Source organism: Colwellia sp. KU-HH00111, assembly GCF_040362745.1.
Classification (GTDB): Bacteria; Pseudomonadota; Gammaproteobacteria; order Enterobacterales; family Alteromonadaceae; genus Colwellia.
On sequence record NZ_BAABWO010000001.1, the window covers coordinates 733,861 to 759,753 of the forward strand.

A 25,893-nucleotide genomic window follows, 5' to 3' on the forward strand; every position below is an offset into this window, starting at 1 on the left:
TTTATCAAGATTTGAAAATAATATCGTGAATAAACTTTTTTGCTTGAAAAAAATTATATTTATCAACAAATTCATTTTTCTCTATCTGCTCAAGTGGTAATAGTTCTAACCACCGTGCCACTACCCAATGAGCATTGTTTTTGGGGATATCGCTATATAACTCCTCCAGTAAAGGGCTACTTTCAAACACATCAACTAAGGATGTCGATAATCCATCAGTACCTGCGTTTAAATTAGTGTTAGCCCAATGTTCAAAGCAACTAACATCGCCACGATATAGCTGATTTTTGTCCTCAGTAATCGCATGAATGTTGACTAACGATTGACATTTTACGTCTACTTCTAAAATGCCATCAAGTCCTTGATGAAAATTAATCACCTCAACCCAGCTGCCCCATTGCTTGTTATTATTGATACTTGATAAGTTGTTTGATAATTCATTAAAGCAAATAACAAAGCCTTGTCCCTTAATAGCCATGGGGATCATTTTAAGGTATTTAGCTTCAAAAATGCGTAATCGGGTAATACCACCGGGCAAAAGAAACACCGGCAATGGAAAAATAGGTAATTGTAATGTTTGTATTGTCATTAAATGTTCACTTTTGTTTGCAAAGGGGTTATTGCTTGACAGCTTTGAAACGGCGTTTGTTTGTCAAAAAATATTGTCACTTGAGCGAGGTCAATACCAAATTTAGACAGTGTAGTTTTATTCATCACGCGATATTCATCGAGCTGATACATCCAGTCATCCATATTGACCTGATAAGTATTATCTTCAATTTCAAGGGCGAGGGTATAGTTAAACTGAAAGGCAAAACCTTGGTGCACACCTTTTGCTGTGCCGATAACATCTTCAGCTTTGCCTGTATAAGACCCATCAGTGTGTTTCGTTAACTGCCAATTGCGATAGCTGATCTCTGAATCGTCATAATAAAATTTTTCAGCGAGCACCCCTGTATCACCTTGCCAAGTGCCATTAATTTCAACACAAAACCTACGATTAACCTTGTTGCTATAATCCTCAATTATTCCCCAAGCGATGACATTACCTGAGAAGTAGCGTTTAATATCAAAGCTCGCGTTGGCGGTTTGATAGTCCTCAATGTTGGTACTGCAGCCAACTAGAAAGTAGCTTGCGAAGCAGGCCAGCGTATACTTAGCGTAATTAATCATGGGGTGTATTCTCCTAGTAGTTGTGAGCGCAATTTTGGTTGGCTGGTGTTTACTGAAAGCCATATATCAAGAAAAAGTGGGCCAAACTCGGGGGCATCGATAGTACCGATAAACTGTTGATTAAAATAAAAAGTACTTCCCATGTGATTGACTACTAATGAAAGAGAGTCGCCACGTTTAATGCTTGGCCAAATGTTGGTAAGTAGAGGTATGTAAAGGTTATAAGACTTTTCTGGCACACCTAGGTGTTGCCATTGTTCTATTGTTCTTTTAAGTAAATCTTTCTTTGATATGTCTTTGAGGTAATGAATTTCATATAGCAAAGTGCCATATTGGTAATCCAGTGGGTACTCTCCTGTGGTGGTTAGTAATTTACTTTGATAAATATCCCAGAACAAAACGGAAAACGTCGTTTCACCAACCACTTGAAAGCCTTGTTGCTTTGGGTAAAGGTTACGTTCAGAGCTAGGCACTTCTTTATTGGAATGGGCTGCGCCAAAACATGGTAGTGAAACCAGCAAGGTAATGAGTAATATACGCTTAATCATCATAGGCCTCATTGTTAAAAAGTGCCGATTGTAACTGGAAAAAAACCATAAACAGCAAGCACCAGATGATGGCTAAAATGCAATAAGTCATGGTGATAGAATAACCAAAATTTACGACACCTAATTGATGACCTGCAATGTAACTCAAAGGTGCTGCTAAGCCAGCTAAGTATTGAAACCAAATAGATTTGCCTAAAAACCGCAAACTATGTGACAGTGTAGTGGCAAAGCAGGGCCACAACACCATTAGCCAAAGTGGAATAAAAGCGCTTTGATTAAATATAAAAACTGCTAAGTGTTGTAGTAAGGTATCGACACCAATACCTATAATGGATACTGATAGTAATAGAGCTAACTCACGTGGGTTTTGTATAAAAAACAGGGTGTGGATCAGCAAAAATGCAATCGCAACAGCAATAAAATTATTGCCAAAATAGACTAAACCAAACCATGTAATATTAAAGCCTATAATGTTTTTCAAACCATCCCCTAACTAATCTCTTTAGTAGGTATACGGATAGAATGACGATTGGGTTTAATTCATTGGTAAAAAAATGAGTATCTTTACTGAAGTGGTTTGGGTATAAACCTATCATTGGGGAAGGAATTTATTGGCCCATGTCGAATTCAATCAAATCTATCAAGTCAATTTTAATTAATAATTTTATCATGTTAAATAGGAACCATATGAATAATAACATCAATGTACTCACACCAATTGTATGTGGCTTAATAGCTTTTTCTAACAGTGCGTTAGCACAAGCCCCGTTAGTTTCAATACCGAGTCAAGATGCTTTTTTTGAGCAAATAAAATCTTTATGCGGACAATCTTTTTTGGGCAAAGTTGTGGTGGATAATGCGCCACCAAGTAGCTTTAATACCAGCAAATTGGTGATGCATATCCGCAAATGTTCTGACACAGAATTGCAGATTCCGTTCCATGTAGGTGACGATGCTTCGCGCACTTGGATCATTACTAAAACGGGCAGTGGTCTAAGTTTAAAGCATGATCATCGTCATAAAGATGGTAGTAGTGATGTCTCTACCATGTATGGTGGTCACACGCTTGATGCTGGCTGGCCCCAAGTACAAACGTTCCCTGCAGATGAATATTCAAAAGCACTTTTCGTTAAGCTTAAGATACCGCAATCAATAGGTAACAGCTGGCAGATGTATATTTACCCTGACACATTTACCTATAGATTGACGCGCCAAGGGCGAGAATTTAGAGTGGATTTTGATTTAACCCACTCAATTGAACAACCTGTGACCCCATGGGGTTATTCTGAAAAGTAGAGTTTAGATCTTATAACGAGCTAAAAACATCAAAACAGCATCTTCAGCAATGATTTGTTGTTGCTCTACCGATGGGAATTCTTGATTCATTAATAACTGCGGCCAAAAAGCGGTCGCTTTAATTAAGCCTAAAAACTGCTGTGTTGCATACTCGGGATCTACCGATTTTAGGCGGCCGTCATTTATTGCGTGTTGTATCCAAACATGTAAGCCATCTGTTTGCTGACCCAAATGGTCTATAGTACTTGAAGCTAATTCAGGAGAACGAATAAACTCAGCAAGGGTAATACGATTTAAATCAAAAAAACATTCAGAGCCCAGTAGTTGCAACTCACTCATAGCAGCAGTTAATAATTGCTGCTCTAGTGTTTTATTGGGATGATATTCAATGTTAACTGCTTGGCTAAAAGAGTCGCAAAGCTCTTTTACAATGTTATGGAATAAAATATCTTTACTAGGGAAATGATTATAAACGGTACGCTTTGATACTTCAGCTCGTTTTGCTAACGAGTCCATACTTGCCCCTAGAAAGCCTTTTTCTTTAAACTCTTCTTGTGCTGCCGCTAAAATAGCTAAACGTTTTTGTGCTGTTAGCGTTAATGATTTATCCATACAGTTATTAAGGTAATTTAGAATTATACATAAATACTACACGGTTTAGTTTACTTTTCAATATAAATTGGTAAACTGCACCGAGTAGTTTACTTTTCTATATGGATTTTTTTTTATGTCAACGTTTCGTACAATGTTTAGTGGCCAATTAAGGCCACTTGTTCGTGGTTTCTTTCTGTTATCAGCAAGCGCACTGCTTGTGTGTAACTTAACAGGTTGTGAGCAGCAACCGCAGCAAACACATGCAGGTATGCCAGCTGCTGCGGTCTCTGTGTTAAAAATGACAAGCCAATCTGTTCCTTTTAGTATTGAATTACCTGCCACTTTATCGGGTGCCAAAGAAGTCGAAATTCGCGCTCAAGTTTCAGGTATTTTGCAAACAAGAAACTTTAGTGAAGGCGATAAAGTAACTAAAGGTCAGTCTTTATTTAGTTTAGATGCAAGTACATATGCTGCGGATTTAGAAAGAAGTAAAGCCGAATTAAATGCCGCAAAAGTTCGCCTTGAACAAGCGCAACGAGAAGTTAAGCGCATAAAGCCTTTACGTGCTAAAAATGCCATATCACAACGAGAATTAGATAATGCCATTTCTACGGTTGAAATTTACCTTGCCGATGTTAAATCAATGCAAGCCAAGTTAGCACAAGCACAACTTCGATTAGATTATACTAAAGTCAGCTCGCCAGTTACTGGTGTGGTTGGCCGTGAATTAGTGTCAGAGGGCACCTATGTGTCGGGGCCTGAAGTGCTGCTGACTCAGCTGACACAAATTGACCCTATTCGTGTGCGTTTTGGTTTGTCTGAACGTGAACAACTACAAATGCGAAAAGACGAAGCTGCGGGTAAGCTTACTTTGCCTGTTGAAGGACATTGGAAAACCAAAATCAAATTGTTTGATGGCTCAATACATCCACAAATTGGCCAAGTTAACTTCAGCGATATTCGTATCAATAGCAAAACAGGCACTAGCGAACTACAGGCTATTACTCCCAACCCTAATTTCACTTTAAGACCCGGTCAATTTGTACGCATTATATTAGAAGGAGCGGTACGTGAAAATGCTTTTGTAGTGCCACAAAGAGCGGTGTTAGACAATGGATTGGGCAAGTATGTTTATGTTATGACAACAAATGACAAAGGGATAACTGTAGCGTTACCTGCGCCTGTAGTTGTTGGTGAATGGGTCACTAATGTAAAGGGTATCGATAATGGTTGGATCATTCGTGAAGGATTGAAAAGTGGTGATCAAGTGATTATTGATGGTATGGCTCGCATTTTTTTTCCTGGGATGCCAGTGCGTTTAACCGATGATAAATCTACAAATGCTGAAGCACAGCATGAAGGGGTGAATTAATGTTTTCACGTTACTTTATTGATCGGCCAATCTTTGCTTTTGTCATTTCTATTTTTATCGTTTTAGCCGGGCTTGCAGCAATGCGCAGTTTGTCAGTTGCGCAATATCCCGAAATGTCACCCCCTGTTGTTCAAGTTACAGCTCTATACCCTGGCGCTTCTGCTGAAGTACTAGAACAAACGGTAGCGACTCCATTAGAAAATGCTATTACCGGTGTGGAAGGCATGATGTATATGTCTTCAACATCAACCAGTTCAGGTGCAACCACCATCACAGTAACGTTTGAAATCGGCACAGATCCCGATCAAGCATCCGTCAATGTTAATAACCGAGTAAAGCAAGTTGAGGCGCGATTACCAACACAAACGCGTCAGCAAGGAGTAGTGGTAGCCAAAGGCTCTTCAAGTTTTTTACATGTGCATGCGTTTTATTCACCAGATGATAGCCGTGAAGCGCTGTGGACTTCAAATTATGTGACTTTAAATATTCTTGATAAAGTTAAACGTATTCCTGGCACCACTAATGTGCAAATTTTTGGAGCCAAGGATTATGCTATGCGTATTTGGTTACGCCCCGATGTAATGAGCCAGCTTGGTGTAACGGTAGAAGAAATCAGTAATGCAGTACGTGAACAAAACTCGCAATATGCAGCGGGTAAAATTGGTTCAACGCCCACTTCAGTAAGTCCTCAGTCATTGGTTTACAGTGTTAAAGTACAAGGCCGATTAACCAGTGCAAAAGAGTTTGAAGATATTATTATTCGCGCTAATACGGATGGTAGCTCATTGCGTTTGAAAGATATCGCTCGGGTAGAGTTAGGTTCAAAAGACTATAATTTTGATGGTCGTATTAACGGTAAAAAAGCTGTTTTACTAGGAATATTCTTACAACCAGGTGCAAATGCACTTGATGTGGCTGATGAAGTAAATGCAACCATAGCTGAATTAAAAACGCGCTTTCCAACTGGGTTAAAACATATACTGCCTTATGATACAACTCGTTTTGTCAAAGTGTCTATTAGGGAAGTATTGAAAACACTAGCTGAGGCTATGATCTTGGTTTTCTTAGTTGTTTTTATCTTTTTACAAAATTGGCGAGCGACCTTGATCCCGATAATGGCGGTACCGGTATCCTTGTTGGGCACTTTTGCTGGCCTTTATATGTTAGGTTACTCTATTAACACGCTGACCTTATTTGGAATGGTGCTTTCTATCGGCATTGTTGTTGATGATGCTATTGTGGTGCTTGAAAACGTAGAACGCATCATGCACCAAGAAGAGCGCTCTGTTCGTGATGCTGCTATCAAAGCAATGAAAGAGGTAAGTGGTCCGGTAGTTGCCATTGTATTGGTGCTATGTTCAGTGTTTGTGCCTATTGCTTTTTTAGGTGGGTTAACCGGTGAGTTATTCCGTCAGTTTGCTATCACTATTGCTATCTCAGTAAGCTTATCAGGCCTAGTTGCATTAACAATGACACCAGCATTATGTGTGTTGATATTAAAACATGAAGACAAAAAGTCTAATGCTTTTTTTAAGGGTTTTAATCAGCTGTTCAATAAAATAACTGGGCATTATGTTACCGGGGTTAGCTTCTTTCTTCGTCGGGGTTTATTGGCTTTAATGCTGGTTTTAGGCATGGTAGCAATAACAGCAAACATGTGGTTAAACACACCAAGTTCATTGGTGCCAGATGAAGATCAAGGTTTTTATATTTCAGCGGTATTTTTACCAGATGGTGCCTCACTACAAAGAACAACAAAAGTGGTGGACGAGGTGGTTGCGGCTATCAAATCAAATCCTGCCAATGAAAATGTAGTTTCATTTACTGGATTTGATTTCTTAGGTGGCGGTTATAAAAATAATGCTGCAACAATTTTTGTTACTCAAAAACATTGGGATGAAAGAGAAGTAAGCACTCAGCAATTAGTTGGTGAGTTGTTTATGAAAACCGCCAGTATTAACCAAGCATTAGTGTTAGCTTTTAATCCACCAGCTATTCCCGGCTTAGGGAATACCGGCGGGTTTGAGTTTTACTTACAAAACCGTGGTGATGGCGGGGTACAAAGATTAAAACAGAGTATGCAAGCGATGATGGGAGCAGCGCAACAAAGCCCGGTACTTGCTGGCGTGCAATCACTTTGGCGTTCAGATACACCACAATTGTCGGTGAAAATTGACCGTGAACAAGCCCGTGCTATGGGTATACCTATTAATCATGCTTTCAATGCTTTGGCAGGCACATTAGGAACTTATTATTTAAATGACTTTAATAAATTTGGCCGAACTTGGCAGGTGCTTATGTCAGCAGAGCCGGAATTTAGAATGAGCCCTAAAGATATATCTCGTATTTATGTGAAAAGTACCCAAGGTAATATGGTGCCTATTTCTGCTTTTGCAGATATTAGCTACAGTAGTGGCCCTGACAGCTTAGATCGATATAACAACTTGTCAGCCGTAAAGTTAATGGGTAATGCAGCGCAAGGGTACAGCTCAGGCCAAGCCATTGCGGAAATCGAACGTATTGCTAAAGAGGTTTTACCTTCGGATATGAGCTTTGAATGGACAGGTACAGCGTATCAAGAAAAAAGAAGTTCTGGCTCTACAGCATTAGCCTTAGGTTTAGCAGTAATCATGGTGTTTTTGATTTTAGCAGCCCTGTATGAGCGTTGGTCTTTACCCTTGTCAGTATTGCTAGCGTTACCTTTTGGTATTTTTGGGGCATTAGTTGCAGTATGGGTTGCCAAAATGACCAGTGATGTTTATTTTCAAATAGGCTTAGTGACCTTACTAGGGTTAGCAAGCAAAAATGCTATACTGATTGTTGAGTATGCGTTAATGAAAAAACAAGAAGGTTGGACAACCGGTGCGGCCGCGTTAGAAGCTGCGCGTTTGCGATTTAGACCCATCATCATGACATCCCTTGCCTTTATTTTAGGGGTCGTTCCTTTGGTCTTTAGCTCAGGAGCTGGAGCAGGAGCGCGTCACAGTGTTGGTACTGGGGTGATGGGCGGTATGATGGCCGCAACATTCCTCGCGATATTCTTTGTTCCTTTGTTTTTTTATTGGTTAACAGAGCGTAAGGTATCAGAGCTAAGAAACCAGCAAGACATCAATGATGAGATAACAAAACGCAACGGTGTTTAATATAATGAGATTTTTTTATCCATTAATGCTAATTTAGCTGATTAAGATGTAATCAATATTATTCTCGCGATAAAAGCATAGTGATTAATGCAACCGGTATTTTATTGTCCAATTACGCTAAGGTAATAGGGCAAGAAGGTAATTCAATTAATCGTCTATAATAGCTTGTATCAACAGAGATAAAGAAGCGATAAAAAGAGGCTTGTAATGGATACTAATACGCTCTCAAATACAGTTGGTGATGTTTGTGAAGGTGGTTGTGGGTGCGGCTTTGTTCGTTATCAAGTGCGGTCAAAGCCACTGATCACACATTGTTGTCATTGCCGATACTGTCAACGACAAACGGGCTCAGCATTTGCGTTAAATGCCTTGTTTGATGCTGACCAAATTACCATTATTAGTGGCACGGTTGAAACCTTGATCACCCCTTCACCTAGTGGTCGCGGGCAAACAATTGCACGTTGTCCGCAGTGTAAAGTGGCCGTTTGGAGTAACTACTATATGGGGGGAATAAAAGCGCTTATTCGTTTTATTCGGGTGGGTACACTAGATAACCCTGACCAATTTCCTCCCGATGTTCATATTTACACTAGCTCTAAGCAGCCTTGGGTGCAACTTTCATCTAGTAGCCAAGTGTTTGCGCAGTTTTATGACTTCGAAAGCACCTGGACTCCAGCTAATGAAAAACACCGTAAGGCATTGTTAGCACAGGCTTTAGCTTAATACCTTTAATGTTTTTCTGGTGTTTTGCTCTCTTGGTTATTACATGCGCTATTATTGTCATTAACTTGTTGGTGCAACAAAGCGATAAAATTTTCAAGGTTAACAGGGCGACTAAATAGATAGCCTTGAGCCGAGTTGCAGGAGTTTTTGATAAGAAAGTCGAGTTGCTCTTTTAATTCAACACCCTCACCAATAACAGATAAGTTTAAGCTATGTGCCATCACAATCACTGCCCGAACAATAGCTTTATCATCGTTATCAGTGGCAAGATCTTTAATGAAAGATTGATCTATTTTTAGTGAATCTAGTGGTAATTTTTTTAAATAGGTCAAGGAGCTATAGCCGGTGCCAAAATCATCCACCGAGACACTCATACCTATAGCTCTGATTTTGCTTAATAACTTAGTTGCCACGGCATAATCTGCAATCAATACACCCTCAGTTACCTCAATATCTAATAAGCAGGGGTCTATGTTGTAATCTTCGATGCTTGAGAGTAAATAAGAAAATAACTTACTGTCACTAACTTGTGAAGGAGAGAGGTTGATTGATAATTTTATACTGTTATTAACTTCAGTGATTTTTGCTAAAATCTTACAGCTGTTTTTGATGACCCACTCACCAATAATGTTAATCAGCTCTGTTTTCTCGGCGATAGGGATAAACTGATCTGGATTGATCATGCCCTTGCTTGGGTGATTCCAACGAATTAAAGCTTCTGCTTTATGTATTCTTTTAGTGTCTAAATCAATAATAGGTTGAAGAAATAGTTCAAATTCTTCATTCGCTATTGCTTGTCTTAATTCTTGCTCAACTTCACTAAAGTGATGAGAAATGTCTACCATGGCGTTCGAATAAAACTGTAATACATTACCGCATTTTGCTTGGTGTGTGCGGTTTTGTTTGCCATGATATAAGCTTAAGTCAGCAAATTTCATTAGTTGATCGACACTATTGGCATCGACTGGAAAATGTGCGGCACCCACACTAATACTAATTTTAAAACTGTCTAGATTGTTAGTATAGAATGGTTTGTTAATACGCTTAAAAATATGCTCAACAGTGCTTTCACAAAGGGCTTGGTTGTCAATTCTAGTTAAAATAATGGCAAATTCATCGCCACAAATGCGCGCAATAAAGTCTGAATGCTTAACAATACCTTGCATGCGTTGGCTGAATTCGACCAGTAACTTATCGCCTTCATTATGACCATAGAATTCTTTGTGTCGTTTAAATTCGTTGATGTTGACATATAATAAATAAAACGCCTTGTTGGCTTTTATATGCTTCTCTAGTGTTTGGCAAAAGGAAAAACGGTTCGGTAATTGTGTCAGCATATCTTGCAGCGCCAGTTGTTCATTGCGCTGTGTTAAATGTTTAATGGTACTGATGTCGTTGGCAAAGACAATCCAGTGTTCAATTTCGTTGACATTGTTTTTTACTGGATAAAGGGCGATTTTTAGCCACTTTAAGGTGGTTGGTGGATTTATCCAGCACAATTCACCGTCCCAACTGGATTTGGTTGATATAATTCGCTCATATTCGGGTAACTGTGTTTTCATCAGCTCACAAATGATGTTAATTGGTCTTGAGCCCAAGGGAATAACTTTCTTATTACGTTCAAATAAGGTGAGAGCTGCTGTGTTCTCTATCACAGTACTAAAATTTTTGTCTGCAATAACAATGGCAAATTCAGCATTCTGTATCACTTTGGTTAACGCGTTATAGATATTATTTGGCTCAGAAGTGTGTTTTAGAATGGCATGAAGTCGTGTATGCAAATACTCATTTTGTAAATACAAACGATCATTAGATAACAGCAGGTCGCGTGCTAATTGTTTGGTATGTTGAATGTTTTTAAACTCATCACATTGATTACCGACAATCAGTAAGCATTGTTGCTCTTGTTTAATTGCAATGGCTTCTAAATGCAGCTCTGTTTGGTTGCTTGTTATCTCAGTCCAGTATCCTGAGCGAAGTTGACCGTTTTGCGGTTTCTGCCAAATAAGCCGAGCATCGATTAAAAAATCATGTAAAAAAGGAATATTATCGTCAATAATGAAGACTTGTTTGTTAGCCTGAGGAAATAAATCTTTGACCCACGGGCTAGCGCCTTCCAATAACTTAAAGGTACCCGTGTGACTATCAACAACTTCAAGTACCACTTGTTTCATGGCATTAAGCACGTTACTCAGAAGTGAGGTCATTGCTTTCACTCCTTAGTAATAGCTTGGTTAGCGCTTCAAACATCTCATCCACTCGTTCACCTGTTTTTGCGCTGGTAGAAAAATGCAAATCGAATTGGTTTTTATCGTCAATAATCTCGCTATCGTTTAGGTTCCAAGCTTGGTCTAGGTCATTTTTGTTAATAGCTAAAACCGCTGGGCATTGCGTGACTTGGCGCGCTAAGGCGTGTATATCCAGACCTTCAGATAATGACGCTGCGCGCGTTTGGTCAACTACTATAATATAGCCAGCAGCACCCCGTAAATAACGTTCCTGGAAGGCATTGTAGCGATCATTTCCCTCAATATCCCAAATCAACAATTGCACCTGTTCATTCTCAACAGAGACCTTTTTTTTATCAATTTTAACGCCAATGGTGGTTAAGTATTTTTCATTAAAAATACCCTCTACAAATTGTTTTATTAAACTTGTTTTTCCGACGCTAGACGCACCTAACAGGCATATTTTTTTTTGAATCAAGGCGTCACCTCCATTGTTTGACTTGTATTACTTCTTAGTGCCTAGTTAGGTTTGACTCAAATCTGACGAAGCGTCATAAGTAACCTGTTAATTCGGGGCTGAAGTATCTTTATCTATAAATAGCACATTAAACATTACTTTTCTTGAGGTATTATTCAATCCTGAAATGTCAATTTGTCCTAAACCAGAAACATATATATTGTCTTTGCTTAACCCCATAGCCTGTAGAGCCTGAGCGGCATTGTTTGCTCTTTTCATACTCAATTGTTGGTTAGCACTTTTATTGCCAGAGCTATCACTAGTACCAATAATAACTAGCCCAAAACTAATATTTAATGCTTTAGCCACTTGGTCTAATTGCTGTAATTGTTGATATAAACGTTGCAGCGTTAACTGCATTTTTGCAGTGATTTCTTCACTTGCTATAGTAAAATCTAGCTGAATTGCTGATATACGTCCAATAAGATCGTTGAAAAGTTGCCTTTTAAACGCCTTTGTGTGGGTTATTGGCTCAGATGATGTGGTCTGTAATTGTTCAGTGTTTAGGTTTTTTGAGCCACTAAAACCAGAGCTTGAGAGTTGATTGATTAATTGTTCTAATTCACTCAAGGGTAATGCGCCAGAAAGAGTTAAGGTATTTTTGTCCCAACGTGATGATACTTTAGGGTATTGAGTTAGGATTTTTTTAGCTCTAGCCACTATTAACTCTGGTGCTAATGAATAATAATGACGTTCAGTTATGTTGAGCTTTCTATTTGATAAATGAGTGGTTTCAAGCCAGTTTTCTATGGCTATCGCGTCTGGGTCCCGCATTATATCAAGCATGACATTATTATTGGTTACTTTTAGTTGTTTTACCACTATGCCTGGTTGTAAATCAATCTGCATAATTTTCTCTGCTAGTTGGCTGTTTTCAAACCAATGCAAGGTTTGGTAAGTGCTGAAAATGATAACAAATAAAAGTAAAAGCCAAGCAAACCAAGGCTTTTTTTTGTGAGTGGCAAGCGTTTTTTGCTCAGCCAATAAGCATTGCTCTAGCAGAGTACTGGTATTTTCAAATATCAGATTGTTGCCATCAAAGTGATTAAGTTCTTCAAAATATAAGCTATGTATATCTTCTAATGTTTGCTGGAGTTGGTCCTTGACCTGTTGCGGGGGCTGACCTATCACTGCGGCAACAACAAGTGCGCTAGGCCCTGCTTTGATCAGTAAGTTAAAGTTATCTGTGCTGACTGACTGTAATTGTTCTTTTAAGCCGTCTTGGTTGGTTGAAAATGAGTCGCCTACAAAATCATTAATGGCGGATAACATCGAAGAAATAAGTTCAGCATCACTGTTGTCATGTTTGTCTAGATTGACGCTATTAAGTAGCAGCCCTGTTTCACGGTGAATTAAGAAGACATGCTCAACCCGATAGATAAAAATTTGTGACGCGGCATATTGCGCAAAGCTCACACCCGCCTGCCTTGCTTTTATTCGCCAAGTTAAGCCTTTTATGGTTAGGCTATTTTCAAGTAGTTGATTGGTTTTTTCCATAAAGTTAGTGAGAAAAGCAGATACGGATTTTCTCACTAAACTGCCTACTAGTGGGTACAATGAACTGACTAAACGTTCACTACTGTGTGTAACTGACTGCTGCACAGCATCTTCAATTATTGGCCTAAGTACTTTGTTTACGGAGCGATCACGTTTTTGTCTATCGTGTAATGCCTCAGTTAAGACATCAGCAACCATGTTTCTAGCTTGTTTTTCAATACTAGCCGTAACATGCTGGCTATCTTTACCCAGTATTAGCGTTCTGACTTGGGCTATCTGTGGATCAGTTTTAACATCATCTGACGATGTTTTTTTAGGCATTATAACTTATCATCTTCCAAATTGGTTGCCATAGTTGCCAGTAGCTTAGCCAGTGTTTTTCGATCGGTTTTCGATGAACTCAGCTCTTTTGATACATCCTCTAAATGCGCTTTTAATTGTTCTAATTGCTCATGGAAGTTACTCGCTAGAGTGTCACTTTCACTGTCGAGAGATTGTTGTAAATGTTTAAAATCTTGCTGCGTGGTGGTTGCAAGCATTTCATGTTCAGAGGCTAAGTCTGAAATATCTTTCGTTAAGTTGGCTTGTTGTTCATCTTGGGTTTTATCAAGAGAAACCATACGTCTATCCATGTTGGTAAACTGTTGCTCAATGGTATTGTTCATTTCATTTAAGCGGTTGGAAAAGTTATGTGCTTGTGTTTTTAAGGCTTGTGTTAACTCAGTGTGCATAGTGTTGAGCTGGGATATTAGCTGTTGCTGTGCCTCACCAAAAATAATGTGTCTAAGTTGTTCAAGCTCTCCCAAGACAGGGGCAGTTTTATCTGATTGTTCCGGTGTATTATTATTTTTTTTCATTGTCCGCATTCCATTTTCATAGACTCATTAGCGATTATTATAAGTATAGTCTAAACTTTCAGATTCGCCTGTATTCATTCCAATTTATGTAGAAAAGCCAATACATTGCGTAAAAATTGATACTCAATGACATTAATGCTGGTTAACCACCACGTTATTTATGCACAACTTTTGCTTTAGCTTCTTCTTTGGCTTGTTCTTTGGCTTTTTTTGGCGATTAGTTTAGGTTTTTGTTATGGACGCTCGATCACTTCACCAAGTAAAACTGGATAAACAAACATTGTATTTATAGGTGTTTTAGGCTTGAATAGTAGCTAAGTTAATCTTTTTTATATATAGGACGAATTATTAGTGGGCAAACACACCTTATGTTTTATCGTATTAATCACAACTGCATTTGCTATTGAAGCTAACACATTTAAGGAAGACGCTGCATTTACTCAATTAAAACAGCTAATCACAGCTAATGAACAAAGCAGTGCCTGGCACTATGCTAAAACACTTGAAGCTGAATATTTAGGCGATGCTGATTTTGATTTTTTATATGGACTCATTGCATTGCGAGTTAATGAAACTGAGCGTGCGGTTTATGCGTTTGAAAGGGTGGTTGCTAATAAACCTAACTGGTTGGATGCACGATATTATCTAGCCAATGGCTACTTTAAAATGAAAAACTATCATGGGGTCATTGACATCGTTAATGCGATTAGTCTAATTGAAAATATTCCTGATAATTTAAAGGCCTCGTTCGCCAAACTTCAAGCAATGTCAGTTAGCCAATTAAACAAACAAGCCGTTTACGTTAATCATTCATTAGCCGCGAAATTAGGCTATGACTCAAATATTAATGCCGGTACCCGAGAAGAGAATATTTTGGCAGAAGATAATATTTTAGGTGAAGATATACTGTTATCAAACGAGAGCCGTGAAAATAGTGACAATTATTTAGCCCTTGATTATCAACTCATTGGTAGTAAAGCGTTAACGCAAACCTCTAAGCTAGTTTTTTCAGGTTTAGGTCAGTTACATGCTTTTGCTAATGAGTCTAATTATAATCGTTTATTGGTTGATGCTCGTGTTAACTATCAAAAAGAGTTTGAAAACTTCACTACCAGTGTTGGGTTGAAGGTCACCCCACTTTGGCTTGATGATAGCTATTATCGCACCCAATTTGGTAGCACTATAGCCATTAATAAACAAATCAATAATCAGTGGTTTGTTTCTACTGAGGCTTATCTTGGAAAAACCAATAATAGTGTTAATGAACAATTAAATACTAGTGACTTATCATTGCAAATGGCTGCGCAGTTCGCTTTGGTAAATTGGCGTCATACGTTATCGTTTGCTGTTTCCCAAGAACAAAGTGAACACCTAGAAAATAGTCATAATGATAAACAAACCAAGGCTATAAATTATTCATCACTTTGGCTGATCAATCCGCAGTGGTTAGCAAGTGTAAATATTGGTTATCAGCATCAAGCCTATCAGGATAAACAACCCTTTTTCTTAGAAACGCGCTCAGATGATATGTGGCTGCTAGGCACCTCAATTCAATATCAGTACTCAAACGTGTGGATTTATCGTATTAGTGCTAATATTCAGGATAAGGATAGCAATATCCCTCTTTTTTCCTATCAACGATCAGATATCAGCTTTTCTGTTAGTATGAGCTTTTAGGAGCAATGCCATGAACAATGTTAACGTGTTAAACGTCAGTTACAGAGCCTACCTTTTAATCATCAGTTTGCTACTAATATCAGCCTTGCAAAACCCTGTTTTTGCTAGTAATGCAGCAGGTAAAACAATTCTTGCCAAAGGAACTGTTGAAGCGGTAAGTCAAGACAGCCAAGAAAAAAGAAAACTTCGTCGTCGCTCAGAAATATTTGAAGTCGATACCATTACAACGGGTGAAAAAAGTAAAGCTCAGTTTAGTATGTCAGATGGTGGTTTGATCACCTTAAAAGAAAACACAGAAATTCTGGTTAGTAATTATAAGTATGATCAAGCAGCAGGTGAAGCCTCGGCAACCCTAGAAGTCGTTACTGGAGGCTTGCGCTCTATTAGTGGCTTGATTAAAAAATCAGGGGGGGATTATCAAGTTAAAACACCTGTGGGGAGTATTGGCATTCGAGGCACACATTTTGCGGTGAATGTCATTGAAGGTGAAACTTTTTTTGCAGTGTATAGCGGTAACATTGATGTTAACCTGAATAATCAGCAAACGCTATCGCTAGGGGTGTCTGAAAACTTTGCTTTTGCCTCGGTAAATGCTCAAGGCGTTGTTACTCCTATGACGCAAGCGCCTGAGGCAATATCACTAGGCTTTTCAAGTAATGATTTTGAAGAAGGTAATTCAGATAACGGTGCTGACGATAGTTTAAATGGTAGCTCAGGTGAAAGTTCAACAGATTCAGCGCAATTTTCAGGATTAACGGTTGAAAACTCATCTGATGGTGCTAATGACAAACAGCAAGTTGAAGATCAAAATGTCAACGAGTCTGAACTTTATAAAGAGTCACAATGGCAAGGCGTGAGTAATTCGCCTATTGCTGAATTATTAGCAGTTCGAACCGGAATAACTACTTACCAAAATGTGACCGATAGCGCAATTAACTCAAGCGCAGGTCAAGTCAGTAATTTCGCTATGAATATGTCTATAGATTTTGATAATGGCTCTGTTCCAAGTGGCTCATTAAGTTTTTCCGATGCTCAGGGTGAATGGTTTGCGGCTTATTCTGGATTGATTAATGTTGACCGGTTGGACTTAGGAATAAACTTTGCCTCACATGGCAATCAAAAAGCACAAGGAAGTATTTTTGCCGGATTTACCAACGGTTTGGATGAAATTACCGGAGGCTTTAATCTGCATGAGATCAATAACCCGTCTGTAACTGCTGATGGTTCTTTTAAAATTAAGCCATAAAATCTGGGGGCCTATAATGCGTTGTACTAGAATTATCACTGTTATTTCCTTACTTTCACTTACCGCATGTGGTGATTCACAGGAAACAACAGCACCTTTGCCAGCTAATACGGTTGTAGAAACGGTTAACGTTAACTTGTCTGGTAATAATGGCACCTCGTTATTGTCGGCACAACAAATCCAAGGGGCTGCAAAGGTTGGTCGCGCTGTGGTTAATAGCCGTTTTGCTAATGCGATTGGTACTTTGCGACATGCAAGCTCAGGCACAAGTGTTCAAGGGTATTTAACATTAGGCGTTACGGCTGCGGACAGTGATGAATTAACCAAAGTCTCTATTTATCTGCCGAGTGTCAATAAAACGCTCACCTTATGCTCAGCTAATTGTGCTGCAAATTATCAAGCAACCATCACAGGGTTCTCTCCTCAATTGGCTGGTGCTCCTGCAGGTGCGTTGCGGATTGAGCTTGTTGTTGAAGATGGTGCTGGCAATAGTGTGGTTGTTGATGCGTTAAATTTAAATTGGCAACCGTTGCAAATTTCAGCAGTCAATGCGACTCGTGAAAATGATGTGATTTCTGTTTCTTGGTCAGGCAATTCAAGCCTGAACCGTTATAATGTATATGCAGCGACACAATCAGGGTTAGATGCATCGAACGCATTAAATCTAGATAATGGTTTTCAACAGCTTGCCATTAATGCTACCTCGGTGCAATTTCCTGATGTTGATCCAAGCAAAGATTATCACATACTAGTTACGGGTATAGACGGTGGTGGTGAAAGTGGCTTATCAAGTCTTTATACACTTCCTCGAGTTGATGGTACCTCCAACCAAGCTCCGAATGCGGTCAACGATAACCTTATCGTTAATGAGGATGAAGTTCTCTCTGTCAATGTTTTGGATAATGATAGCGATCCAGAAGGGCAATTATTGCGTTTTGTTGCACTTGTCAGTGCGCCAGCTAATGGCAAGGTGGTTATTGATGAACAGGGTAACTTAACTTACAACCCAGATATTAATTTCTTCGGTAAAGACAGTTTTAGTTATCAGATTGAAGATAGCGAAGGCGCTTCATCAGAGGCAGTGGTTATCATTGAAGTATTACCTGTCAATGATAACCCCATTGCTATTGCTGATTTTTATGGTGTTGATATCCAAGGCAATTTAGATGCTTCTACAACTAATTTATTAGCCAATGATACAGACATAGATGGCGATGCTTTGACTATTGTTACCGAGCCTGTTGAAGCGCCAGCAATTGGGGTTTTGATCATTAACGCTGATGGTAGTTTTTCTTATCAAACCGATGAAGTTTTAGCTGAGAGTGTGCAATTTGTCTATCAAGTTGTCGATGAAAATGGCGGTACAGCTAATGCAACCGTCACTATTTTAGCCCGAGAAGATATACAAGCGCCAATAGCACAAAATGATGCTTACCAAGTTGATGAAGACAATACACTGGTGATTGACTCAGTCAGCTTAGGGCTCTTGGGCAATGATAGTGATCCAAATAATTTGTCATTTAGCTTAGCTGAAGTGCTAGTCTCAGCGCCTGAACATGGGCAGCTAAATGTATCACTAGATGGTACTTTTACTTATATTCCTGACAGTGATTTTTTTGGTGTTGATCAATTTCAATATCAAATTTATAACGCTGGCGGTGTATTTGTCCCTGCCATGGTGACACTTACAGTTAACCCATTACCTGATGTACCAGTTGCTTTGAATGATAACTTTCAAACATTAGAAGATGCAATATTACAGCTAGATAGCGTAACGGGCTTATTAGCCAACGATGTTGATTTAGACAAGGGAGCTTTGCGGATTAATACCACGCCATTAACTGCGCCACTCAAGGGTAGCTTAATATTAGCTGAAGATGGCAGTTTTACTTATACTCCAGAGGCAGACTTTAATGGTATTGATAGTTTTACTTATCAACTAGTTAGTGAAAATAATTTAACTAGCAGTGCTAATGTCAATATTACCGTTGAGGCCGTTAATGATGCTCCCACAGTGATAAACGATAATGCTGTAGTTGATGAAGACAGTGATGTTATGGTTGATGTGCTAGCAAATGATACTGATAAAGAGGGAGATAACCTGATATTAACCTCTGTTGACATTGAAGAAGGCACTGCGCTAATTGTTAATAATAGTATAAGTGTTACTCCACCAGCAGACTTTTTTGGTGAGCTAAGCATCAACTATAGTGTTGCAGATAATTTTGGTGCAAGTAGTGAGGGGCTGTTAATTGTTACAGTTTCACCAATAAACGATCCACCACTAGCAAATAATGATAGTTATCTTAGTGATGAAGATAAAGTATTGAATGTGTCAGTATCGCACTCACAGCAGTTATTAAGTAATGACATTGACGTTGATGGTGATGTATTAACGGTGAATACCACGCCAATAAGTAATGTCTCAAATGGTAGTTTAACCCTTAATAGCAACGGCTCGTTTGTTTATTCGCCTAGCATTGGCTTCACTGGTGTTGATAGTTTTACCTATCAAATAAGTGATGCTAGTGGTGAAGTGTCACAAGCCAATGTGACACTCACTATTGCGGACTTAAATGATGTGCCAGTTGCGGTTTCAGATAGTTATACCGTGGTTGAAGATAATACACTCACCATAACCAATGTAGCAGCCAATCATTTATTGGTTAATGATACCGACCCTGAAGGTGCGACACTTTCCGTTAATACAACCCCTATTACCGATGTCAGCAACGGCAGTTTAACGTTAAATAATGATGGCTCTTTTGTTTATGTCCCTACTGCCGACTTTAGTGGCATAGATAGCTTTGCTTATCAAATTAGTGATGGTAATGGCGGTAGTGCACAAGCCAATGTCACTATTACTGTTAGCGCGGTCAATGATGCACCTGTTGCATCGCCAGATCTTTACACCCTTAATGAGGACAGTATTTTAAACATTCAGGAAACTGATGCAAATCAGCTATTAAGTAATGACAATGATGCTGATGATGATAGCTTAACGGTGAGTTTAGTCACCAACGTCACTCAAGGCAGTTTAACCCTTAATGGCGATGGCTCGTTTAGTTACACGCCAAATGCTGACTTTAACGGTGCAGATGCGTTTACCTATGAAATTAATGATGGAAATGGCGGCACCGATCAAGCCAGTGTAGATTTGACTATTTTAGCGGTCAATGATGCGCCGGTTGCAGCTAACCAAACCTTTAGCATCAATGAAGATAAAACACATGGCGATGTTGTTGGCACTGTAGTAGTAACAGACAAAGAATCAGATACCCTTAGTTTTGCCTTAACGGCTGGCGATACTAATTTATTTAATATCAATGCCAGTTCTGGTGCAATCACGGTAAACGGGGTTAAACCGCTAGATTATGAAACCAATACGCAACACACTATTACTGTGACTATAACTGATGATGGCACGCCTAGTGCCGAATCAACGGATATTACTGTTACTATCAATGTCAATGATGTCGTTGAGGTGGGTGTTTTTAATGAAGTCGCCAGCTTCGGCCGTCCAGCTATTGGCTTTTTAGAGTTAACCGGAGTAAAAACCAAAGCCAAATTAACTGACTCAGCAACTAAGGGAAGCAAACTATATTTTGTTGGCGAAATAGACAACCTGGATAAGGATATTTACCTCATTGCCTATAATAAAGATGGCACCTTAGATAATAGTTTTGGTAGCGGTGGCAAAGCATCTTTTGATTTTGGTCATGATGAGCACGCCCGTGGCATTGTTGAAGAAGGTGGCAAATTTTACATCACTTTTACCAGTGATAATGGCACCTTTACCGAAGTGTGTTTTATAAAAATCGATGATCATGGTGATTTAATCACTGGCTTTGGCTCAAATGGCATTCGCTGTACCACGGAGCAATCAACCTTAGCGATAAATGATAGCTTTTATAGTAGTGGTGACGTATTCGCTGTCGGCAAAGTACAAGGCAGTGATGATGATCTGTTAATTATACAAATCGATAACGATGGCGTTTTTATTGATCATACTCCTGCAGATACAAATGATTCACCGCATATTATCCGTGATGTCAGTGGTTCAGGGTTAAACGATGAAGGCTTTGCTATATATAGCCCTAAGGGGAATGATATCATGGTGGCCGGGCATGCGATGACTGCTGCTGGTGATACCGATATGTTTGCTTGGTTACTGGATAAGGATGGTGATGCCATTAACAGCTTTAATGGTGGTAATCCTAGGCTTTATGATATCAGTACCACAGACGATAAGGTAAATGCCATTGGCGGTAAAAGAAAAAGTAACTACACGGCACATTTAGTGGGCTCAACCGTTATTGGTGGTAATAAAGAGGCGGCTATTATTGCCATAAATAAAACTGGAGCTTTAGAAACCTCTTTTGGCACTAATGGTATTGCTACCTATGATGTTGATTTAGGCGCTGGAAATGCTGAATTTACTGGCATTGATTATCATGATGAGGAGCTGTATCTCAGTGGCACTTTATTTGATGGACAAAATAAACCCTTTGCTAGCCGTGTTTTTGAAGCTGATGGCGCTATTGATAGCGTCAATTTCGGCGATGCTAATGGTTACCGGAAAATTAGTTATGCCACAGACAATGCCTTCGCGCTAGGCATGAGCCTTGATGGTGATGAAACCATGTGGCTACCAGGGTATGTTGAATCCGGTGCTGATACCAATATGATTATTAGTGCGGTTGATAAAGACGGCACATTGTGTAATAAAGATTGTAAATTTGATTTTTCTGATGGCATGCAAACCTTTACCCATAGTAGCCTTGCCTCAAATGATAACGCTAGTGAAATTATTCAAATTAATGCTGGTGTTCATGCCAATAAATTTTTACTGGCGGCAGTGGCCAATGATGGTACAAATGATCAAGTGGTGCTAACGCGGCTGACGGCGGCAGGGGCACTAGATACCAGTTTTAGTGACGATGGCCATAAACAGATACAAATTGGTACCAGTGCACTGGTTAACGGTTTGTTTGAATTACCTAGTGGCAAATTTATTGTGTATGGTAATGTCACCGAAGGCGCTGATGTTGATGGTTTTATCGCACGCCTTGATAATAATGGGAATTTAGATAGTACCTTTGCTAATAATGGTATTTATACCACAACAGCTATTAGTGCTTCCACCATTGAGTTTAGCCAGGCCGCTATTGATAGTAATGGTAATATTGTTGCTGTCGGGCAAATTGATAACTCCAGCAACAGTTCCTTTATTATCAGGCTTGATGGCTCAGGGCAACTTGATACCAGCTTTAATTCCATTGGTTATCGTATTGGCAGTAATACCGATGAATATTTAAGCTTATTAATCGATAGCAATAACGATATTTATGCTGCCGGTAGTCGCCTTGATACCGACAAGGAAATGCTAATAGTAAAATATGCCAATACAGGCGCTCTTGATACCTCCTTTAGTGGTGATGGCATACTAACGATAGATGTAAATGCATCATCAGATGATTATGCTACTCGCGTACTTTTTGATAGCAGTAATGATCTCTATATCATAGGGAATAATTTTGCGGCTCAGCAACGGGTGAGTGTGGTAAAAATCTCACCTTCAGGGGGGCTTGATACTAGTTTTGATGGTGATGGTGTTGCCAGTTTTATTATGGCTCCGCTGCTGGCAAATGCTGGTGTCACAGATGCGGTTATTGATAATAATGACAATGTTGTGGTGGTTGGTTTTGGCCAATTGTTGGGCACTAATGCTGGTATGATAGGACGAATCAAACCCAACGGCAGCCTTGATACATCTTTTAATCTTTTCGGTTTCTATAGTGTTACCAGTTGTGCCAATACCGCGCAGTTAGAGTCAGTGATCTTGTTAAATAACAGCTCTTTGGTGGTTGCTGGTCAATGTTATATTAATGCTTCTTCCAAAAACAACATTGAATTAAGTCAGTATCAACTCGATTAAATTTTTATAGCAATAAGTGATGATATGAAAGTACAATTTTATGGCGTAAGAGGCTCGGTGCCGACACCGGGTAAACATACCTTGGTATTTGGTGGTAATACCTCTTGTGTCTATGTGTGGTTGCAAAATGGTGATGATATTATTCTTGATGCCGGCACAGGTATTATTGCTTTAGGTGACAGGTTAATTAATGATGCTCGGCCAATTACCATAGTATTAACTCATAACCACTGGGATCATATTCAAGGCTTTCCATATTTTAGGCCAATATTTCAACCAGAGCGAAATATTCTGCTAATCCCTGGTGCTGTAGACTGTGATGATAAAGATATGGTGCTCAGACAAATGTCAGGTTCAAACCACCCTGTTAAGTATGACCAATTACCCGCTAATATATGCGTTAATGAAAGTTTAGCATTGAAAAAGGCGTTTGATATTGGCGGTTTTAATGTTAAAACGCAAGCCTTGAACCATCCTGATGGCGGAACGGCTTATTGTCTCTATGGTGATGATAAAAAACTAGCCTATGTTACCGATAATGAATTAGCACCACCAGACGAGCCAAGGACATCTTGGCAGCAATGGCTTGATTTTATTGATGGAGCAGACATGCTTATTCATGATGCGCAATATACTGAAGCAGATTTGCCATTAAAGCATGGCTGGGGGCATAGTATTTTCACGCAAGTTGCTCAATTAGCTGTGGAAGCTAAGGTGAAATCCTTATTTATCATTAGTCACGATCCTGCTAGAACTGATGAGGAGCTTATTAGTGTTGAGAAAATATTGCAGGAAAAATTTGGTGAAAGCTTACGAGTAAACTGTGCAAGAGAGGGCGTGATTGTTGATTTAGAAAGTATGGATATTAATGGTCAATAAACTGCGCTCGAAAAATTTTTTGGTTGGTTTACTCTTCACCTTTTTAGTGATCGGTATCAATTATATCAAGGTCGATAATGTACAAAAAGTATTTCAACGCATCGAAGGTATTTTATACGACGCTCGCTTGTTATTGACGCTACCAGAGCAACAACGTCAATTTGACGAACACGTTATTATTATTGATATTGACGAAAAAAGTATGCGTGAGCAAGGGCGTTATCCTTGGAGTAGAAGTAAAATTAGTGATTTGGTGGCAAAGTTAATGGACGCAGGTGTTGTCGTTGTTGCCTTTGATATTTTTTTTGCTGAAGCAGAACATAATCCGGTTGATGTCATTCTACAAAAAAATAAACAGCTCAACAGTGACGCACGTACTGAACTACAAAGCTATGCAGATTCAGTCAATTTTGATGAAGAGTTTGCAAAAACTCTGAGCAATGCTGAAGTAGTTCTAGGTTTTTTGTTTGACAATAGTGCACAAACTTCAGGCCAGCTGCCTAAAAATAAAGTGCAGTGGTCAAGCGATACACCCGTATCGTCACAAATTGCTGTATTTGATAATGTACTGGCTAACATACCTGTATTGCAATCTTCAGCCACGGGAGCAGGGTTTATTAACTCAGTTCCAGAAAGTGATGGCTTTATTCGAAAAGCATCATTAGTGCTTAACTATCAGGGCAAGCTTTACCCCTCGTTAGCGTTAGAAGCTGCAAGGGTGTACACCTTGGCTGATACAATTACCACTTCAAGCAAAGTAAGTAAAAATATCAGCTGGTTACAAGGTTTGCGTATTGGTGAAAAATTTATTCCCACCAATGAAAAAGGCCAAATATACATCCCGTATAGGGGGAAAAAACATAGCTTTGATTACATCTCTGCCACCGATGTGTTAAATAACCGCGTTGCGAAACATTTATTAGACGGCGCAGTAGCTTTTGTTGGCACCTCAGCAGTCGGCCTTGCCGATCTACGAACCACTTCTGTTGGTGTGCAATATCCCGGAGTAGAAGTACATGCCAATGTTTTTGAAGGCTTAATTCATCCAGAGATCATTCCGGTTGAGTTAGATACTACCTTGGCAATTATGTTTGCTTTGCTACTGTTTACGGGCATTATCCTTTCTTTATTGATGGTGAAGCAGGGCCCTGGTGCCATACTGGTGTATTGTGTCACCGCTTTTATTTTACACTTAGGTATTAACTGGTATTGCTGGAGTATATTAAAAGTTAGCTTACCTTTATTTCAAATTATCTTGTTGATTATTGTGCTAACTATCTATTATGGAGGCGTTGGTTTTGTTGCTGAAAAGCTAAAGCGAAGAAGCATTAAAAGTATGTTTGATCAATATGTACCTCCTGCTTATATCGATAAATTAATTCAATCGACTAACGGCGTAGCAGTGTTGCCTGAGCGCAAAGACATGTCAGTACTGTTTGCTGATATCAGAAGTTTTACCACTCTTTCTGAGCAATTCACTCCTGAAGAGTTAAGTGAGTTTCTTAATGAGTATTTAACGGGTGCAACTCAGGTGATTTTTGACAATAAAGGCACTATTGATAAATATGTGGGTGATATGATTATGGCGCTATGGAATGCACCATTAGACGATCCTGACCATGCACAAAACGCTGTGGTCAGCGCATTGAAATTAATTGCATTAACCGATGAGTTGACTGAGGTTTTTAAGGAAAGAAATTGGCCGGCAATTCGAGTAGGTATTGGTATTAGTAGTGGTAATATGGTGGTTGGAGATATGGGCTCAACTTACCGAAAAGCATATACAGTTTTGGGTGATGCTGTCAATTTAGGGGCTAGAATTGAGTCATTAACTAAATACTATGGCGTTGATATTTTGGTTTCAAGTCCTACTTATCAGCAAATTAAACATAAAATTACTTGTAGGAAAATTGACAGGATCCGTGTTAAAGGTAAGCATACTGCGGTAGACATCTATCAGCCATTGGCTTTTAAAGCAGACATTAATCAAACCATGGATAACGACTTAATTCTGCATCATCAAGCATTTGAGGCATATTTGGCTGGTGATTGGCAACAAGCGCAGCAATTATTTAAGCAATTACAACAAAGTCAGCATTTTTCTACTAAAATTTATACTATATATAATGAGCGAATAGCTAACTTAAAAGGCATGCAGGATATCGGCAATTGGGATGGAATTTTCAATCATGATAGCAAGTAAAT

At 39.2% G+C, this 25,893-nt stretch carries 18 protein-coding genes; 9 read left to right on the plus strand and 9 right to left on the minus strand.

The features are described 5' to 3' along the window. Positions 1-4: 4 nt before the first annotated feature. From ABXG98_RS03230 to ABXG98_RS03245, 4 genes are read right to left on the minus strand one after another with little or no spacing between them, the layout of a single operon-like run. A complete protein-coding gene (locus ABXG98_RS03230) occupies positions 5-589 on the minus strand; it encodes an LON peptidase substrate-binding domain-containing protein (RefSeq protein ID WP_353537240.1) in 585 nt (194 codons plus the stop codon). Next, positions 589-1,173: a DUF3833 domain-containing protein gene (locus ABXG98_RS03235; protein ID WP_353537241.1), complete on the minus strand. Its 585-nt coding sequence runs from the start codon at positions 1,171-1,173 to the stop codon at positions 589-591. The genes ABXG98_RS03230 and ABXG98_RS03235 overlap by 1 nt, the downstream gene beginning before the upstream one ends. After that, positions 1,170-1,724 (minus strand): chalcone isomerase family protein, encoded by a 555-nt coding sequence (locus ABXG98_RS03240; protein ID WP_353537242.1) that lies wholly within the window; start codon positions 1,722-1,724, stop codon positions 1,170-1,172. Before ABXG98_RS03240 ends, ABXG98_RS03235 begins: the two co-directional genes overlap by 4 nt. Continuing rightward, a complete protein-coding gene (locus ABXG98_RS03245) occupies positions 1,714-2,202 on the minus strand; it encodes a DUF2878 domain-containing protein (RefSeq protein WP_353537243.1) in 489 nt (162 codons plus the stop codon). Before ABXG98_RS03245 ends, ABXG98_RS03240 begins: the two co-directional genes overlap by 11 nt. 206 nt (positions 2,203-2,408) lie before the next feature. On the opposite strand from ABXG98_RS03245, the gene ABXG98_RS03250 reads away from it, so the two are divergent. After that, positions 2,409-3,017, plus strand: a complete 609-nt coding sequence (locus ABXG98_RS03250) for a hypothetical protein (RefSeq protein WP_353537244.1) — start codon at positions 2,409-2,411, stop codon at positions 3,015-3,017. A 3-nt stretch (positions 3,018-3,020) separates the two neighbouring features. Here the strand turns inward: ABXG98_RS03250 and ABXG98_RS03255 are convergent, their stop codons facing one another. After that, a complete protein-coding gene (locus tag ABXG98_RS03255; protein ID WP_353537245.1) occupies positions 3,021-3,629 on the minus strand; it encodes a TetR/AcrR family transcriptional regulator in 609 nt (202 codons plus the stop codon). Positions 3,630-3,744: 115 nt separating this feature from the next. On the opposite strand from ABXG98_RS03255, the gene ABXG98_RS03260 reads away from it, so the two are divergent. The 3 genes from ABXG98_RS03260 (at position 3,745) to ABXG98_RS03270 (ending at position 8,849) form a co-directional block, all read left to right on the plus strand. Further along, positions 3,745-4,983 carry an efflux RND transporter periplasmic adaptor subunit gene (locus ABXG98_RS03260; RefSeq protein ID WP_353537246.1) on the plus strand — a complete coding sequence of 413 codons (1,239 nt, stop codon included), beginning with the start codon at positions 3,745-3,747 and terminating at the stop codon, positions 4,981-4,983. Continuing rightward, entirely contained in the window at positions 4,983-8,126 is a 3,144-nt protein-coding gene (locus ABXG98_RS03265) for an efflux RND transporter permease subunit (RefSeq protein ID WP_353537247.1), read from the plus strand. The genes ABXG98_RS03260 and ABXG98_RS03265 overlap by 1 nt, the downstream gene beginning before the upstream one ends. A 207-nt stretch (positions 8,127-8,333) precedes the next feature. After that, entirely contained in the window at positions 8,334-8,849 is a 516-nt protein-coding gene (locus ABXG98_RS03270) for a GFA family protein (protein WP_353537248.1), read from the plus strand. 5 nt (positions 8,850-8,854) lie between these two features. Here ABXG98_RS03270 and ABXG98_RS03275 read toward each other — a convergent pair whose 3' ends face one another. From ABXG98_RS03275 to ABXG98_RS03290, 4 genes are all read right to left on the minus strand, one after another. Then, entirely contained in the window at positions 8,855-11,056 is a 2,202-nt protein-coding gene (locus ABXG98_RS03275; RefSeq protein ID WP_353537249.1) for a sensor domain-containing protein, read from the minus strand. Beyond that, entirely contained in the window at positions 11,037-11,555 is a 519-nt protein-coding gene (locus ABXG98_RS03280; protein WP_353537250.1) for a Rab family GTPase, read from the minus strand. The genes ABXG98_RS03275 and ABXG98_RS03280 overlap by 20 nt, the downstream gene beginning before the upstream one ends. A gap of 87 nt (positions 11,556-11,642) precedes the next feature. Continuing rightward, positions 11,643-13,412 (minus strand): OmpA family protein, encoded by a 1,770-nt coding sequence (locus tag ABXG98_RS03285; protein ID WP_353537251.1) that lies wholly within the window; start codon positions 13,410-13,412, stop codon positions 11,643-11,645. Next, positions 13,412-13,948 carry a hypothetical protein gene (locus ABXG98_RS03290; protein ID WP_353537252.1) on the minus strand — a complete coding sequence of 179 codons (537 nt, stop codon included), beginning with the start codon at positions 13,946-13,948 and terminating at the stop codon, positions 13,412-13,414. The genes ABXG98_RS03285 and ABXG98_RS03290 overlap by 1 nt, the downstream gene beginning before the upstream one ends. A gap of 351 nt (positions 13,949-14,299) precedes the next feature. On the opposite strand from ABXG98_RS03290, the gene ABXG98_RS03295 reads away from it, so the two are divergent. The 5 genes from ABXG98_RS03295 to ABXG98_RS03315 are packed head-to-tail and all read left to right on the plus strand — an operon-like array spanning position 14,300 to position 25,891. Continuing rightward, entirely contained in the window at positions 14,300-15,625 is a 1,326-nt protein-coding gene (locus ABXG98_RS03295) for a tetratricopeptide repeat protein (RefSeq protein ID WP_353537253.1), read from the plus strand. A gap of 10 nt (positions 15,626-15,635) precedes the next feature. Then, complete coding sequence (locus tag ABXG98_RS03300) at positions 15,636-16,871, plus strand: FecR family protein (RefSeq protein WP_353537254.1); 1,236 nt, start codon at positions 15,636-15,638, stop codon at positions 16,869-16,871. A gap of 16 nt (positions 16,872-16,887) precedes the next feature. Beyond that, positions 16,888-22,809 (plus strand): cadherin-like domain-containing protein, encoded by a 5,922-nt coding sequence (locus ABXG98_RS03305; RefSeq protein WP_353537255.1) that lies wholly within the window; start codon positions 16,888-16,890, stop codon positions 22,807-22,809. 24 nt (positions 22,810-22,833) lie between these two features. Further along, positions 22,834-23,688 (plus strand): MBL fold metallo-hydrolase, encoded by an 855-nt coding sequence (locus tag ABXG98_RS03310; protein WP_353537256.1) that lies wholly within the window; start codon positions 22,834-22,836, stop codon positions 23,686-23,688. After that, positions 23,678-25,891 carry a CHASE2 domain-containing protein gene (locus tag ABXG98_RS03315; protein WP_353537257.1) on the plus strand — a complete coding sequence of 738 codons (2,214 nt, stop codon included), beginning with the start codon at positions 23,678-23,680 and terminating at the stop codon, positions 25,889-25,891. Before ABXG98_RS03310 ends, ABXG98_RS03315 begins: the two co-directional genes overlap by 11 nt. Positions 25,892-25,893: the final 2 nt, after the last annotated feature.

Bases quoted from the DNA above. Each gene is read 5' to 3' on its own strand.
- ABXG98_RS03240 (WP_353537242.1), bottom strand. From the start codon at position 1,724: ATGATGATTAAGCGTATATTACTCATTACCTTGCTGGTTTCACTACCA.
- ABXG98_RS03275 (WP_353537249.1), bottom strand. From the start codon at position 11,056: ATGACCTCACTTCTGAGTAACGTGCTTAATGCCATGAAACAAGTGGTA.
- ABXG98_RS03260 (WP_353537246.1), top strand. From the start codon at position 3,745: ATGTCAACGTTTCGTACAATGTTTAGTGGCCAATTAAGGCCACTTGTT.
- ABXG98_RS03255 (WP_353537245.1), bottom strand. From the start codon at position 3,629: ATGGATAAATCATTAACGCTAACAGCACAAAAACGTTTAGCTATTTTA.
- ABXG98_RS03230 (WP_353537240.1), bottom strand. From the start codon at position 589: ATGACAATACAAACATTACAATTACCTATTTTTCCATTGCCGGTGTTT.
- ABXG98_RS03315 (WP_353537257.1), top strand. From the start codon at position 23,678: ATGGTCAATAAACTGCGCTCGAAAAATTTTTTGGTTGGTTTACTCTTC.
- ABXG98_RS03250 (WP_353537244.1), top strand. From the start codon at position 2,409: ATGAATAATAACATCAATGTACTCACACCAATTGTATGTGGCTTAATA.
- ABXG98_RS03305 (WP_353537255.1), top strand. From the start codon at position 16,888: ATGCGTTGTACTAGAATTATCACTGTTATTTCCTTACTTTCACTTACC.
- ABXG98_RS03290 (WP_353537252.1), bottom strand. From the start codon at position 13,948: ATGAAAAAAAATAATAATACACCGGAACAATCAGATAAAACTGCCCCT.
- ABXG98_RS03235 (WP_353537241.1), bottom strand. From the start codon at position 1,173: ATGATTAATTACGCTAAGTATACGCTGGCCTGCTTCGCAAGCTACTTT.
- ABXG98_RS03270 (WP_353537248.1), top strand. From the start codon at position 8,334: ATGGATACTAATACGCTCTCAAATACAGTTGGTGATGTTTGTGAAGGT.
- ABXG98_RS03300 (WP_353537254.1), top strand. From the start codon at position 15,636: ATGAACAATGTTAACGTGTTAAACGTCAGTTACAGAGCCTACCTTTTA.
- ABXG98_RS03285 (WP_353537251.1), bottom strand. From the start codon at position 13,412: ATGCCTAAAAAAACATCGTCAGATGATGTTAAAACTGATCCACAGATA.
- ABXG98_RS03265 (WP_353537247.1), top strand. From the start codon at position 4,983: ATGTTTTCACGTTACTTTATTGATCGGCCAATCTTTGCTTTTGTCATT.
- ABXG98_RS03310 (WP_353537256.1), top strand. From the start codon at position 22,834: ATGAAAGTACAATTTTATGGCGTAAGAGGCTCGGTGCCGACACCGGGT.